The sequence below is a fragment of the Marinagarivorans sp. genome (assembly GCF_982758155.1).
Genome location: NZ_CEXWTU010000122.1, coordinates 1 through 14,146, shown reverse-complemented (window position 1 = coordinate 14,146; position 14,146 = coordinate 1). Strand labels below are relative to the sequence as shown.

Genomic DNA, 14,146 nt, shown 5'->3' with positions numbered 1-14,146 from the left:
TCGATCGGCTTTCTTATCGAGGCGCTTAAAGGGGCGCATGCCGGGGCCTATATGGCATAGGTCAGTAGGGTAACGCATGGAGCAGTTACCGAGGCATGTAACGCTTTGAGCAACGAAGATAAGGAGGTCGAGATCAAGCATTAGTGGATGAAATATTGTTTCCTCGTCCCTTATACTCTACTGTAATACCGCGTGACAATAAAAGTAATCCCGGAGGCGTAATAGTGACCAAGCCGGCACCTGTATTTAGCCTAATTGTGCCAATCTAAATTCGAGCTTACCGAGATAACAGACACCCCATGCAAGCTATTCACTTTTCAATAATCGACATTGTTTTGATCGTGGCTACACTGGAGTGTGCTCTGGTATTTGGATTGGTGGTTATTGCTAGGGCACTGCCAATGCCAAGTCTAATGTGTCGGTATTTTCTGGGTTTGTTGTTTATTGCTATCGGGTTGGATGCCGCGGCAATATTGCTTGTGTGGCAAGCCGAACTGCGTGCAGTGCTAGCCCCTGTTTCTTGGCTGGTGATTGTTTTTGCGTCATTTGCTTTTATCGCTAAAGGGCCGCTCTTACTGCTGTTTGTGCAGGCACTCACTACCCCGAAGTTTCAGCTTCGCCCGATTCACATGTTACATTTTTCGGCTTTTGTTATGGCGCTGACGGTTGCCTTTACCAATGGTCTAGATATTGACCTGATTAGTTATTCTGTCGAGCTCGATTCCCTTAATCCGGGCACCTACACCTGGTGGACATTAATGCGATTAGTACCCTGTATTTATGCGCTAGCGGCAATTTATACCCTGCGTCAAGCGCCTGCTGTGTTCGGCATGCATTACGCCAATGATGAATATCAATCTAACTATTGGATACAAGCACTTGTATGGGGATTTTTCGCGCAGTGGAGCTTAAATTTGGGCGTACATATTGCTGGTGAGCATATGTCGTTTGACGTCGCAAATGTACTCGGAATTATTAATGATTTTGCGATATTAGTCTGGGTAAACGTACTGCTGTTTTACAGCTTTAAAGTTATACGCATGCTCTCTCCGTTTCAACCGCTTCAACCGCTTCAACCGCTTCAATTAAAAGCGCGCCCATCAAGTGCACCGGTAGATGAGGATTTAGCCTCGCAGTTAGCCGTGCATTCTAAGCCAGCAGCTGAAGGGCTGGTGCCTTATTCAATAAAAACGGGAGGGCAAAGTCAGCCTGCTTATTTACCCCGGCAGCAAAGGCCCGCCAATAACCATGAGGAACACGAGGCTTTAGGGGCAATAATTAGCGGTATTGATGATAAGAAACTACACCTGCAGCAAACGCTCAACGTGGACAAGTTTTCAAATGCGGTTGAGCTGCCCTCAAGGGATGTTTCACGTTTGATAAACGCGTATTTCGATTGTTCGTTTTCTGAGTTTGTTAATGCTTTTCGCACCTATGAGGCCGAGTGCTTGTTATCTTGTGCTGACAATGCCGATATGACGATTAACGATATTATTGGTCGTGCAGGCTTTAATAGTAAGTCGGCTTTTCATCGATTTTTTAGGCGCCTTACTGGCCTAGCGCCCAGTGAATACCGCAAACAGAATACCCCCGGCAATGCCTCTTGATTCCCAGTGACTTATGTCTGGTTTGCCTGTGCGCGCAGCCTGAAAACATTTTTGATAAGTCGGTAGTGAATGCCATTAAACGCTGGAAATTTACGCCTAATGAGCGCTTTGGTGAGGTGGTTGAATTTTACGGAATGAGTCGCCGCGTGGTATTTAACTTAGAAAAATAAGTGTTTCGAATGTTCAGTGACGATGCCTGATAACCCGTTTCCCCCTTGGGCGTCGAAAGGCGTCTTTTTTATGCACAGCGAAGAATTGAGTCGCGCGCTTTCGCACGCAACTCACGTTTGGTACTGGTACGCAGTGCTTTATGGGTTTTCTCGTGAACGCCGCCTTTGCGCAATAGAGGATTTTGCGAAACGGTATTGCGGTATTTTTTAAGTACTTTAACGGCCGTTGGTTTTGCTTTGTTACTGCTCTTCTTTCGTTTGCCCATGGTTATCCCTTTATGCAAATGACTTGTTTTAATGTGTGAACAATTTCTACCAAATCACTTTGGTTGTTCATTACGTCGTCGATGTTTTTATAGGCCGCTGGTATTTCGTCGATCACGCGGCTGTCTTTTCGGCACTCTACGCCGCGTGTTTGTTCGGCTAAATCTTCTCGGCTAAAGCGTTGTCGTGCGGCACTTCGGCTCATCACGCGGCCTGCGCCATGGGAGCAAGAGCAAAAAGAATCGGCATTACCTAAACCGCGCACGATAAACGATTTGTCACCCATGCTTCCAGGGATAATCCCCAGTTTCCCTTGCTCCGCATTAATGGCTCCCTTGCGTGTAATGTAGAGCGTTTCGCCAAAATGCTGTTCCTGTTCAACGTAATTGTGGTGGCAGTTTATCGCCTCATGCGTAATGGTGAATTTTGGTAAAAAAGGTTCTATGGCACGTAGCGCGAGCTTCATCATTTCTTGCCGGTTAATGCGCGCATACTGCTGCGCCCAATTAACGGCTGTCATATAGTCGTGAAAATCGGTTTGGGCTTCATCAAACCATGCAAGGTTTTTATCGATAAGTTTACGCTCTCTATTTTCTAGTTGCTTGCGGGCGCGCTCTATAAAGTAGCTGCCAATAGCATTACCAATACCACGGCTGCCTGAGTGCAACATTAACCAAACGTAACCATATTCATCAATACACACTTCAATAAAGTGGTTGCCACTACCCAGTGTCGCCATTTGTGTTACCCACAGACTGTCCGCTTTTTTAAGCCGTTTTTTAATATCTGGGTGCGCTTTAGTTATAGCCTCCAGTGAGGCTGCTAGAGGTTTGCAGGCGTTGTCGCGGGCGCTAATCCGTTTGTGTGCGCCTAAACCGACGGGTATAGCGCGTTCTATAGCTGCACGCATGGGGGCCAAATTATCAGGCAGTTGTGTGCAGCGTAGTGATAGTTGAATAGCATTCATGCCGCAGCCAATATCCACGCCTACAGCCGCGGGAATGATCGCGTTGCGGGTTGGTATAACTGAGCCCACCGTAGCGCCAACACCCAAGTGGACATCGGGCATGGCCGCTACATGCGGCCCAACGATGGGGAGGGCCGCGGTATTTTTTAACTGTGTGATAGCTTTGGGGTCGATGGCCTGGGTGTACACTTTAATCGGTACATCGCCTTTGCTATTTGCTGTATTAAATTCAATAAAAACAGGCATAAATAATCCTTCGCATTAATTGCGAAAATAAAAATGTCGGCTTTCAGTGTGGTGTTTTTGTAACGGCTAGATGCAAAAATCCCCAGCATTGCCGGGGATTTTTATCGTATCAAAATACGCTAAGGTCCGGCCTGAAAGCATGGTGTCTTTCAGGCCTAAGCACAAAAAGACTATGGGTGAGTTCTCGGTAAAGTCATGAATGTGCTCCTGTGTTGAATGGTTGTTTGGGTAAAACGAATGCCGCGCACTTTAACGGCTAAAATAAAATTGTCAACTGATATGTGATTTTAAGCGTTGAGTTATTTTCGTGTAAGTTTTGGTTTTTTACGCTTTGGGTAACACGCTTTACACAGTGGGCATACGGTTCCGTCGCAGCCCCTAGCCGTACAAAATTCACGACCATAAAAAATAAACTGCAAATGTAATTTGTTCCACGATTCTGCCGGGTAATAACGTTTTAAGTCTTTTTCTGTTTGCTCTACGTTTTTACCGTTCGTTAATCCCCAGCGCTGGGCTAGGCGATGAATGTGAGTGTCCACGGGGAAGGCGGGTACATTAAAGGCTTGTGCCATTACAACGCTGGCTGTTTTGTGGCCTACGCCGGGCAGGGCTTCTAGTGCTTCAAAACTTTGCGGGACTTCACCGTTATGCTCATCGACTAATATGCGTGAAAGCTCGCTTATCGCTTTGGACTTTCGTGGCGATAGCCCGCAGGGGCGAATAACGGCTTGAATATCTTCCACAGGAACATGTTGCATGTCAAAGGGGTTGTCGGCCAGTTGCCATAACAGTGGAGTAATTAAGTTGACGCGTGCATCGGTGCATTGCGCCGATAACAAAACGGCAACCAGTAAGGTGTAAGAGTCGGTATGGTCGAGCGGTATCGGCGTTTCTGGATAGTGGGCATTAAGCGTTTTAAAGACTAAGTCGATTCGTTCGGCTTTGATTAGGTTTTTTACGTTGTTTTCGGGTTGGGGGTGTTCGCTCATGAGTACGCCGTTAGCTAAGGTAGTGCCAGAAGGGTCGCGCGTAAGAGAGTTCTTACGCGCAAAAGGCTTTTTAAGATAGAGACTCTACAAAGGCCTTGATGCGTTGGGCGGCATCAATACATTGGGTGAGGGGGGCGACTAATGCCATGCGAATATAGTTTTCGCCAGGGTTGCCGGTCGCGGTATTGCGGGCTAAGAATTGTCCCGGTAAAACGGTAACGTTTTGTTGAGCAAAAAGCCCTTGTGCAAATTCGGTATCGGAAATTGGCGTTTTGGGCCAAAGGTAAAAGCTGGCTTCTGGAATACTGACTGGCAGCACGGGGTTGAGTATATCAACCACTTGTGTGAATTTTTGGCGGTATAAATCACGGTTTTCTTTTACGTGAGTTTCGTCTTGCCAGGCGGCAATACTGGCTAGCTGGGTTGTTACGGGTAAGGCGCAGCCGTGGTAGGTACGGTATTTTAAAAAGTTGGCCAGTACTTCGGCGTCGCCAGCGACAAAGCCCGAACGTAAGCCCGGTAAATTAGAGCGTTTGGATAAGCTATGGAAAACGACGGCATTTTTAAAGTCGGCGCGACCGCTATTGATGCACGCTTCTAATAAGCCTACCGGCGGCATGCTTTCATCAAAATACAATTCGCTATAGCATTCGTCGCTGGCAATAATGAAGTCGTGCTCGTCTGCTAATGCTAGCGCTTTGATTAAATAAGCCTGGTCCATAACCGTGCCGGTGGGGTTTCCCGGGCTACATAAAAAGAGTAGTTGGCAAGCTTGCCAAGTTTCTACGCTTACGCTGTCTAGATCAGGTAAAAAACCGTTTTCGGCTGTGCAGTTTAAGAATACAGGTTCAGCGCCAGCAATAATGGCGGCACCCTCATATATTTGATAAAAGGGATTAGGCATTAAAACTTTGGGTGTTTTTTTTGTTCTGTCGATTACCGCTTGAGTAAACGCAAATAGGGCTTCTCGTGTGCCGGCTACCGGTAGAATCTGGGTGTCAAAATCGAGTGCGTTATTTAATGTAAAGCGTGTATTAGCCCAATTGCTAATGGCTTGCCGTAGTTCGGGCAAGCCCTTTGTTAGCGGGTATTGCGTGAGCGCGTTTAGGTTGTTGCTAATAGCTTCCAGTGCAAATGCGGGTGGCGTGTGCTTGGGTTCGCCAATGGACAGTGGAATATGTTCCAGCGATGCGGGTGGCGTAATACCATTTTTTAAGGCCGCAAGTTTTTCGAACGGGTAGGGGTGTAAGGCTGATAGGGTGTGATTCATAGTGGCTAAAGCTATAAAGAATGAGTGTTCAGCGGTGGTGACACCGCCCTATTAATAAAAATTATTGCGATTGCTCAACTTGCTCGTCCAACTCGCGACAAATAGCACGTTGCAGCTCTTCGCACACTTGTGGGTCGGTCAATGGGTCGCCATTTTGATCGGTGATGAAGAATACATCTTCAACCCGTTCGCCAAGTGTGGAAATTTTAGCGTTACAAAGTTGGATGTCGTGCTCCATTAAAATGCGACCAATGGTTGCCAACAAGCTGTGCCTATCTGGGCTGATGACTTCCAGTGTGGTAAAGGTGGCGCCTTCGGGGGTTTGTATTTTTGTGCGTGTTGGAATAGGGAATTGTTTTAATATCCGGGGGGTGCGCTTTTTAATGATATCGGAATATTCACCTTGCGTAACAAAGCTAAGCTCTTCAATAAGCCCGTCAATAATTTTTTGTTGTTTAGAACTGCCATCTTCAACCGGTTGATCATTTTCATCTAATACATAAAACGTATCGATGGTGTAGCGGCTATTCGTATTGTAAATACGGGCATCATGAATGTTAAGGCCTAGTTGAGCAAACACGGTTGCGGCGGCTAAAAATATATTGCCTTGATCGGGTACGCGGATAAACACTTGGGTGGCGCCGCCCCATTGTTGGCTGGTGTCGTCTTTAACTAATATTAAAGGTTTGTCGCCGCAGTGATTAATAATCGCTTCAGTTTGCCAGGCGATATCGTTATGACCTTCGCGCAGAAAATATTCGTCACCCATATCTTGCCATAGGGCGATGGCTTTTTCTGGCGGAATTTCCTTGTCTTGTAATTTATAGAGTGCTTGTTGCTTGGTGTCTTCTATTTGATCGGCTTGGTCAATCGTGTTTTCTAAACCACGACGTAAGGCGCGTTTGGTTTCGGTGTAAAGTTGGCGCATAAGGCTGGCGCGCCAACTATTCCAGATATCTGGATTGGTGCCGTTCATATCGGCAACGGTAAGCGCATACAGGTAGTTTAAGTAGCGCTGGTTACCTACTTTTAGGGCAAATTCATGAATAACGTCTGAGTCGCTAATGTCCTGTTTTTGCGAGACATATGACATAAGTAGGTGGCTTTTAACCAGCCAAGCGAGCAGTTTTGTATCGCTGGCAGATAAGCCGTGTTCTTGGCCAAAGGTGATTGCATCTTCAGCGCCGAGGGTTGAGTGATCGCCACCGCGGCCTTTACCGATGTCGTGAAATAAACCCGCTAAATAGAGTATTTCGGGTTTGTCCATATGCTTTAAAATGTGTGCCGCGATGGGGAATTCTTGTTCAGCATTGGGGGCGCTAAAGTCACACATTTTTTGAATCACTAACAGCGTGTGGTCATCAACGGTGTAGCGATGGAATAAATCGTGCTGCATTTGGCCAATAATCTTTCCAAAGGCCGGTAGGTAACGCCCTAGTATGTTATAGCGCTTCATACGCTTTAGTTGCGTAATTAAGCCTTGCCCGTTTTTAAATAACTGTAAAAATAAATGCTTGTTGGCGGGGTTGCTGCGGAAGTTGTCATCGACTAAAAAGCGATGTTCGTTAATCAAGCGAATCGTGTTGGTACGTACGCCTTTAATGCTGGGTGTCGTGCCTAAAATAACGAAGATTTCTAACAACGCTGATGGGTTTTCTTTGAAGACTTGCTTGTGGGTGACTTCGATGTAGTCATCATGCAGTTGAAAGTGAGCATTAACGGGGTATATGTTGGGTTCGTGATCACGCTGATGAATTTTTTCGTTAAGGCTTTGCAGTAGTACGTCGTTAAGCTCACGCAAGGCTAAAACCGCGCGATAATAAGTGCGCATGAACTGTTCAACGGCTAGGTCTTTGTCGTTATCTTCGTAGCCAAAAATCTGTGCCAATTCACGCTGGTATTCAAACAGTAGTCGATCGTCTGGCCTGCCGGCTACGCCGTGTAGTGCGTAACGAATTCGCCATAGGGTGGTTTCGCAAGTTTGCAATACGCCGAATTCATGTTCGGTAAAAAAACCTTTGTTTTGCAGTTGTGCCAGCGTTTTTACGCCGTAATAGCGTTTGGCAACCCAGTGGATTGTTTGGATGTCTCGCAAGCCACCAGGCGAATTTTTAATGTTAGGTTCAAGGTTATATTCGCTATCGTTGTGTTTTGCATGCCGCTCTATTTGTTCGTCAACCTTGGCTTGGTAAAACTCACTAGCTGTCCACATGTGTTTGCTAGATGTTAGTGTTTTCAGTTGACCGTGGAGTAGGTCGTTACCACAAATTCGCCGAGCATCTTGTAGGTTGGTGGCTACCGTAATATCGTCGCGAGCAAGCTCAACACATTGCGGTAGTGTACGTACGCTACTGCCTATATCTAGTCCAATATCCCAGCAAAAAGTAATAAAGTTTTGCAGTTGCTCGGCATATTTTCCATCAGCGGATTCAGCTAATAATATTAAAATGTCGACGTCAGATTTTGGGTGAAGCTCGCCGCGCCCATAACCCCCAACGGCTAAAAGCGTAATGTCGTCATCAAATGTATGCTGGTACCACGCGTAATGCAGTAAAACATCGGTAAAAACAGCGCGCTCGGCGATAAGGTAGCGGATATCTTCACTTTCTAAAAAACGAATTTGAAAGTGCTCATTTACACCCGCGATGGCGTCTTTAAAAACTTTGATTAAAGGTTTTTTTTCTAAATCTTTGCGGAAACGGCGCTGGTTAAAGCAAAGGGGTTGGCAGGCATAAATGGGCACAGTTAAAGTCATATTAGAATGACTCTTCCTTACGAGCGGTTAATACCTCTACGCCGGTTGCTGTTACGGCTAGGGTGTGCTCCCACTGCGCCGATAAACGGCTGTCTTTCGTTTCTACTGTCCAGCCATCTTTTTTTAATTTGGTGGCTGATTTACCGGCGTTAATCATGGGCTCTATGGTAAATGTCATACCTTCTTTTACGGTAAAGCCGGTATTGGGTTTGCCGTAGTGAACGACTTGGGGCTCTTCGTGGAATACTTTCCCAATGCCGTGGCCGCAGTATTCACGCACTACCGAATAAAAATGTTTTTCGGCATGTTGTTGAATCACGTGGCCTATATCACCTAAACGCGCGCCGTCTTTTACCAGCTCAATACCCTTGTATAAGCACTCTTGTGTCATTTTACACAGGCGGTCGGCATGTTGCGGCACTTTGCCCACGTAAAACATTTTGCTGGTATCGCCGTGGTAACTATCAAAAATCACAGTGATATCAATATTGATAATATCGCCATCTTTCAAGATTTTTTTCTCGGATGGAATGCCGTGGCACACCACTTGGTTTACCGAGGTGCAAATAGACTTGGGGAAGCCTTTGTAGTTTAAAGGTGCTGGAATCGCATTTTGCTCTACCGTAATGTATTCGTGGCAGATGCGGTCTAATTCAGCCGTCGTTATCCCTGGCTTGACGTAATCGCCAATCATTTCCAGGACTTCAGCGGCCATGCGGCCGGCAATGCGCATTTTTTGAATCTCTTCAGGTGTTTTGATGGTAACTGTCATGAGGAACCTTGGTTGGCAAGCAAATAGGCTGCATTTTAAACGATGTGGCCGCGCACCGCACCTTTCGTTTAGCTGACTAATCCTTTCTTGTTGTAGGGCCTTTCGCTCGAATTGATGGATTGTGATAAGCTCTTGGCCTACTTTTTTAGGCCTTACTTGATCGATGAAACATATACATATTCTGGGTGTTTGTGGCACCTTCATGGGTAGCCTAGCGCAATTAGCTAAGGCGTTGGGCTATCGTGTTACGGGCTCTGATGTGAATGTTTACCCACCTATGAGTACGCAGTTGCGTGCCGCGGGGATTGAAATATTTGAAGGTTGGGGGCTGGAGCAACTAAAACCGGCGCCCGATATGATTGTAGTGGGCAATGTGATTAGCCGCGGCAATCCTGTGATTGAGGCCATTCTTAATCAAATGTTGCCTTATACCTCTGGCCCACAATGGTTGGCCGATCACGTGCTGCAGGGGCGCTGGGTTATGGCCGTTGCAGGTACTCACGGCAAAACGACCACGGCGAGTATGCTGGCCTGTATGCTCGAAAATGCTGATATGGCGCCGGGGTTTTTAATTGGTGGCGTGCCCTTAAATTTCGATGTTTCTGCCCGCTTAGGCGATTCGGACTTTTTTGTGATTGAGGCCGACGAGTACGACAGTGCTTTTTTCGATAAGCGCTCTAAGTTCGTTCATTATCGCCCGCATACATTGGTAATGAATAATTTGGAGTACGACCACGCCGATATCTTCCCTGATTTGGCGGCTATTGAACGCCAATTTCATCATGTGGTGCGCACTGTGCCACAACATGGTTTGTTGGTTTACCCCGAAAAAGACGAAGCTTTAAAGCGTGTTTTAGCGATGGGGCAGTGGACACCGGAGCACACTATTGGTGATGGCGGTTTATGGCAGGCGCACAATGTAGCCCTAGACGGAAGCACATTTAATGTGTGGTTTGATGGCGCCATTGTGGGCCACGTTAGCTGGGCTTTAACCGGTGCGCACAATGTTAGCAATGCGCTAGCGGCCATGGCGGCTGCACGACACGTAGGTGTAGAGCCCAATATTGCTTGCGAAGCATTATGCGGTTTTAGTAATGTGAAGCGCCGTATGGAGCGATTGGCAACTATTGATGGTGTGACGGTGTACGATGATTTTGCCCACCACCCGACAGCGATCAAAACAACGCTGCAGGGTTTGCGTGCGCAAGTGGGCGATGCCCCGATTACTGCAGTCATAGAGCCGCGCTCGAATACGATGAAGCAAGGCATTCACCAGCAAACTTTAATTGATGCGTGTGACGATGCGAGTCGTGTCTGTTGGTATCAGCCGGCCGAGCAGGGGTGGTCACTTCAAACTCTTATCGACGATAAACATCCGCAGCATGCGTGCTTCGATTCAATGGATGCCTTACTTGAAAACCTCGTTAAAAACGCTAAGCCCAACGAACACATTGTGATTATGAGCAATGGTGGCTTTGGCGGAATACACCAACGTTTAATTCAAAATTTAACGTCTCAATAAATACACTTAAGGAAAAGGAATAACTAACAATGGCAGATAAAATTACTCTAGCGATTACCGGTGCCTCTGGTGCGCAGTACGGTTTACGATTATTGGAGTGCGTATTGGCGCAAGGCTGCGACGTAGATTTATTAATTTCCAGAGCGGCGGAAGTGGTTATTAATACCGAAACCGATCATCACATTCCCTCCGATTTTAAGCAGCAAGAAGCGTGGGTAAAGCGGCGCTTTGGATTTTCCAACGGTGTTGTGCGCTTATTTAGCCGCGAAGATTGGTTCTGCCCCGCGGCCAGTGGTTCTAGCTCTGCCCGTAAAATGGTTGTTTGCCCCGCCAGTGGCGGCACGCTTTCGGCCATTGCTAATGGCGCCAGTAATAATTTAATAGAGCGCGCTGGCGATGTGGCTTTAAAAGAACGCCGTCAATTAATTCTAGTCCCTCGCGAAGCGCCTTATTCGCAGGTGCATTTAGAAAACATGCTTAAACTTACTCAAATGGGCGCCGTAATTATTCCTGCCAGCCCTGGTTTTTATCAAAACCCCAAAAGCATTGAGGATTTAATTGATTTTGTAGTGGCGCGAATTTTGGATCAGTTAGGGTTAGATCAGAAGTTGGTACCTAAGTGGGGCGAGGTGATAAAGCTTTATTAAGGTGTTTGTAATCCATTACTTTTAACGGCAGCGGCTGGTGTATACCCTTGACACTAAAGCTAGCGAATGGGATTCGTTAGCTTTTCATTTCTCGAATTTATAGTCTCGAACAGTTACAGCTATAGTCTTGTTAAGGTCAGGAGTTGCCTATGGGATGACGGTTGGCGGGCTTATATTGCTCTCGAGTTTATTGCCTGATACTACTTTGTACTTCTACAAAGTCATGTTCCTTCGATAGCGTTTGGTTTAAAAATACTATTGCTGATTCGCGTATAGCCGCTTCATCATTAAAGACACTCTCAAAAAAGCTCAAGGTTGATATCTGAGTGATGCGGTGCTGTTTTAAGGGGTTTATCGTTTTAGGGAATATGGCGCCTTGCGCGCAGCCTTCACTTGGGTCGTCATAAATAATACCTTGTTCGGTTGTGCCAAATTGCGGGTACCACGATTTTTCATTTGTTCGATCACTCAGGTTTATAAGATAGCAGCCAAGGCTGTCTGGGTTGTTCATCCAGCGCATATATTTGGCTCCGTCTATGAAACCCAGATGCGAGCCGCCTTGAATACTAACTAATAGACTATTGGCTATACGTTTTGGGATAGGCTCGGCATGATGTTCATGGTTTAACACAGCATCCTGCTCGCCTGCGACCATTAGAAATGGTGTAGTGCTATTACCGTAGAACTTTTCGCCAAACATTGCGCTTGCTCCCGCTATCGATACAGTTGCTTTGATTCTTGCGTCACGTTTGGTCGGGTGATATGTGATTAGAGTGCTCGCGACGGCGCCTAAAGATATTCCCATTACCCCTATTTTTTCTTGGTTAATATATTGGCTGAAGTCATGGCCCACTTCATTACCGGTATTGAGTATATTATCAAGAAAATACTTTATATCGTCAGCCTGATTAATCACGTCCGGCGCAAAGGCTCCACCTGGGGCGGCTCTGTTTGTAAGCGGATAATCGGCAGCCAAAACGATATAGCCATGAGAGCTCAAATGACTTGCGATGTATTCTGCGTCATTGCGGTTAGAAGCCATACCATGACTGTGAATAATGAGGGGGTGTTGCTGATTTTCCATGTTGTCTGGAAACCAAACGGTGATTTTGAACTCGCGGTATGGAAGCCCTTCGAAAACGTTAAATGTTTGGTGAGCTTGCGTTTCACGGGTACTGTCCCTTAGTACAAACTCTCTTTTGTTGACCTTATCAACACCATTATGCAGCCATTGCGCGCTTTCACTTGCCGTTGAATAAGGCTCTGGCAGTTTTGTAACTGTAAGCGTCAAGGCTGAGATTATTAACATTATTATGAGCGAAATACTTATTTTTTTAATCACAATAGAATCTCTTATTTTGGCACTATTGATTTAGTGAAGCGTTAAAAGGAGGGCTTCCCAGTTCTGTTGGAAGCCTTATTGTAGTTATCATTTGTAATAGCTTTCTCTTCATCGGTCCGCCTTAGTTTGCGTGCTTGAACTTTACAAAGTGGGCGGCTAGGGATGGAGTTAGGCGGCCAGCGGGTTGGCAAACAGTATCAACATGCCAGTAGCTACTGCCAGCATAGGTACGGCATCTAACAGGCCAGACATTAGCAGTGCACGTACTTGTAGTTCGTTAGCGATGTGCGGCTGCCTAGCGGCGCCTTCCAGAAATTTAGCGCCGACTTGGCCAACACCAAGGCCAGAGCCTATGGCTGCGCCAGCGATTAAAATAGCTGCACCTAAGGTGCTCGCGGCACCGATTAATTCGAGACTCATATTCTATTCCTCTGTGTTGTGTTAATTGCCGTTGGTTACTGTGGGCTTAGCTTAGTTTGTTTTCTTTTGTTTGATAATATCGAATTTATTGATGATACTGTTCTTATGTGTGAACAGTGGTGAGTGTTATGAGTCGTTGGGAGGGTTTTGAAGAGTTTTTGGCGGTGGTTGATAACTGCACGTTTTCAGCGGCGGCGCGTGCTCTTGGTGTCTCCAAAAGTCATGTTAGCCAGCAGGTTAGCCGGTTAGAGGGGCGGCTAGGGAGTCGTTTGCTACATAGGACAACACGTAAAACAAGCCTGACTGAAACAGGGCATATTTTTTATCGCCAATGCCAGCAAATAATGGAGGATCTCGAGGCGGCAGAGCGCTCGGTGAGCCAGGCGCAGCAGCTGGTTAAGGGGCAGCTTAAAATCTGCTCCCCGCATTGGTTGGGGGAAGTACTGTTGATCCCTGCCATTGCGGAATTTATGCGTTTGCACTCAGAGCTGGAAGTTCGGCTTGAAATCAGCAGCCGCAAAGTTGATCTTATCGATGGCGATTTTGATGTGGCGATTCAAGTGGGTGAACGCAATGATGTGAATGTGGTGAATCAAAAATTAGCTGCTACACGCTTTTTTGTAGTGGCTAGCCCAAGCTACCTGCAAAATAACCCCGTGATTAAATCCCCTGATGATATTCAGCAGCATCAAACGTTATTGTTTGAAGATAGGGGGGTTAGTAAGCCGTGGAAATTAATTAACCCTATAAATCAGAATGATGAGTCGGTAAGGGTTAAAAGCCATTGGCGGAGTAATAGTGGCCATGCCTTGCGAGCGGCGGCTAAACAAGGCTTGGGTTTGGCCTATTTGCCGGATTATTATTTGGTGGATGATTTTGAGTCGGGCGAGTTAATTGCGCAAATACCCGAGTGGACAACGCTGATTCGTCATATTGTGGCTATTTACCAACACAAAGAAAATGTTTCGACAAAAATACAATTATTTACTGATTTTCTTAAGGTCTATTTTTGTCGGGAGCAGCATAAACTTAATCGTTTTAGTGCGATAAAGGATTAGGGCCGAGGAAAAAATACTTTATCCAATAATACTTGCCTCCTACTTCCTCAACTGCGTTGCCCAAAGCGTTACATGCCTCGGTAACTGCTCCATGCGTTACCCTAATGACCAGCCCTT

The 14,146-nt window shown here is 46.3% G+C and carries 13 protein-coding genes; 5 read left to right on the top strand and 8 right to left on the bottom strand.

Translation table 11 applies throughout. The features are described from left to right. The first annotated feature begins 299 nt into the window (after nucleotides 1-299). Together AC3A8L_RS13195 and AC3A8L_RS13190 are read left to right on the top strand one after the other, a co-directional pair. Nucleotides 300-1,607 (top strand): helix-turn-helix domain-containing protein, encoded by a 1,308-nt coding sequence (locus tag AC3A8L_RS13195; RefSeq protein WP_487962731.1) that lies wholly within the window; start codon nucleotides 300-302, stop codon nucleotides 1,605-1,607. Then, nucleotides 1,604-1,777 (top strand): energy transducer TonB, encoded by a 174-nt coding sequence (locus AC3A8L_RS13190; RefSeq protein WP_487962730.1) that lies wholly within the window; start codon nucleotides 1,604-1,606, stop codon nucleotides 1,775-1,777. Before AC3A8L_RS13195 ends, AC3A8L_RS13190 begins: the two co-directional genes overlap by 4 nt. Before the next feature lie 68 nt (nucleotides 1,778-1,845). Here AC3A8L_RS13190 and AC3A8L_RS13185 read toward each other — a convergent pair whose 3' ends face one another. The 6 genes from AC3A8L_RS13185 to map form a co-directional block, all read right to left on the bottom strand. Continuing rightward, nucleotides 1,846-2,043, bottom strand: coding sequence for a hypothetical protein (locus tag AC3A8L_RS13185; RefSeq protein ID WP_487962729.1), 198 nt, complete (start codon nucleotides 2,041-2,043; stop codon nucleotides 1,846-1,848). A gap of 2 nt (nucleotides 2,044-2,045) precedes the next feature. Next, nucleotides 2,046-3,254, bottom strand: a complete 1,209-nt coding sequence (locus tag AC3A8L_RS13180) for an RtcB family protein (protein WP_487962728.1) — start codon at nucleotides 3,252-3,254, stop codon at nucleotides 2,046-2,048. Between the two features lie 299 nt (nucleotides 3,255-3,553). Beyond that, complete coding sequence (gene nth, locus AC3A8L_RS13175; RefSeq protein ID WP_487962727.1) at nucleotides 3,554-4,243, bottom strand: endonuclease III; 690 nt, start codon at nucleotides 4,241-4,243, stop codon at nucleotides 3,554-3,556. 70 nt (nucleotides 4,244-4,313) lie between these two features. Beyond that, nucleotides 4,314-5,513: a succinyldiaminopimelate transaminase gene (dapC, locus tag AC3A8L_RS13170; RefSeq protein ID WP_487962726.1), complete on the bottom strand. Its 1,200-nt coding sequence runs from the start codon at nucleotides 5,511-5,513 to the stop codon at nucleotides 4,314-4,316. Between the two features lie 61 nt (nucleotides 5,514-5,574). Beyond that, a complete protein-coding gene (locus AC3A8L_RS13165; protein ID WP_487962725.1) occupies nucleotides 5,575-8,268 on the bottom strand; it encodes a [protein-PII] uridylyltransferase in 2,694 nt (897 codons plus the stop codon). A 1-nt stretch (nucleotide 8,269) separates the two neighbouring features. Next, a complete protein-coding gene (gene map, locus AC3A8L_RS13160) occupies nucleotides 8,270-9,040 on the bottom strand; it encodes a type I methionyl aminopeptidase (protein ID WP_487962724.1) in 771 nt (256 codons plus the stop codon). 163 nt (nucleotides 9,041-9,203) lie between these two features. Between map and mpl the strand changes: the two genes are divergently transcribed. Then, nucleotides 9,204-10,562 carry a UDP-N-acetylmuramate:L-alanyl-gamma-D-glutamyl-meso-diaminopimelate ligase gene (gene mpl / locus AC3A8L_RS13155; protein ID WP_487962723.1) on the top strand — a complete coding sequence of 453 codons (1,359 nt, stop codon included), beginning with the start codon at nucleotides 9,204-9,206 and terminating at the stop codon, nucleotides 10,560-10,562. Nucleotides 10,563-10,591: 29 nt separating this feature from the next. Beyond that, a complete protein-coding gene (locus AC3A8L_RS13150) occupies nucleotides 10,592-11,209 on the top strand; it encodes a flavin prenyltransferase UbiX (protein ID WP_487962722.1) in 618 nt (205 codons plus the stop codon). A gap of 187 nt (nucleotides 11,210-11,396) precedes the next feature. Here AC3A8L_RS13150 and AC3A8L_RS13145 read toward each other — a convergent pair whose 3' ends face one another. Further along, nucleotides 11,397-12,518, bottom strand: a complete 1,122-nt coding sequence (locus AC3A8L_RS13145; protein WP_487962721.1) for an alpha/beta hydrolase family protein — start codon at nucleotides 12,516-12,518, stop codon at nucleotides 11,397-11,399. Nucleotides 12,519-12,719: 201 nt separating this feature from the next. After that, nucleotides 12,720-12,971 carry a F0F1 ATP synthase subunit C gene (gene atpE / locus AC3A8L_RS13140; RefSeq protein WP_487962720.1) on the bottom strand — a complete coding sequence of 84 codons (252 nt, stop codon included), beginning with the start codon at nucleotides 12,969-12,971 and terminating at the stop codon, nucleotides 12,720-12,722. A gap of 128 nt (nucleotides 12,972-13,099) precedes the next feature. Between atpE and AC3A8L_RS13135 the strand changes: the two genes are divergently transcribed. Then, nucleotides 13,100-14,029 (top strand): LysR family transcriptional regulator, encoded by a 930-nt coding sequence (locus AC3A8L_RS13135; protein WP_487962719.1) that lies wholly within the window; start codon nucleotides 13,100-13,102, stop codon nucleotides 14,027-14,029. Nucleotides 14,030-14,146 lie beyond the last annotated feature (117 nt).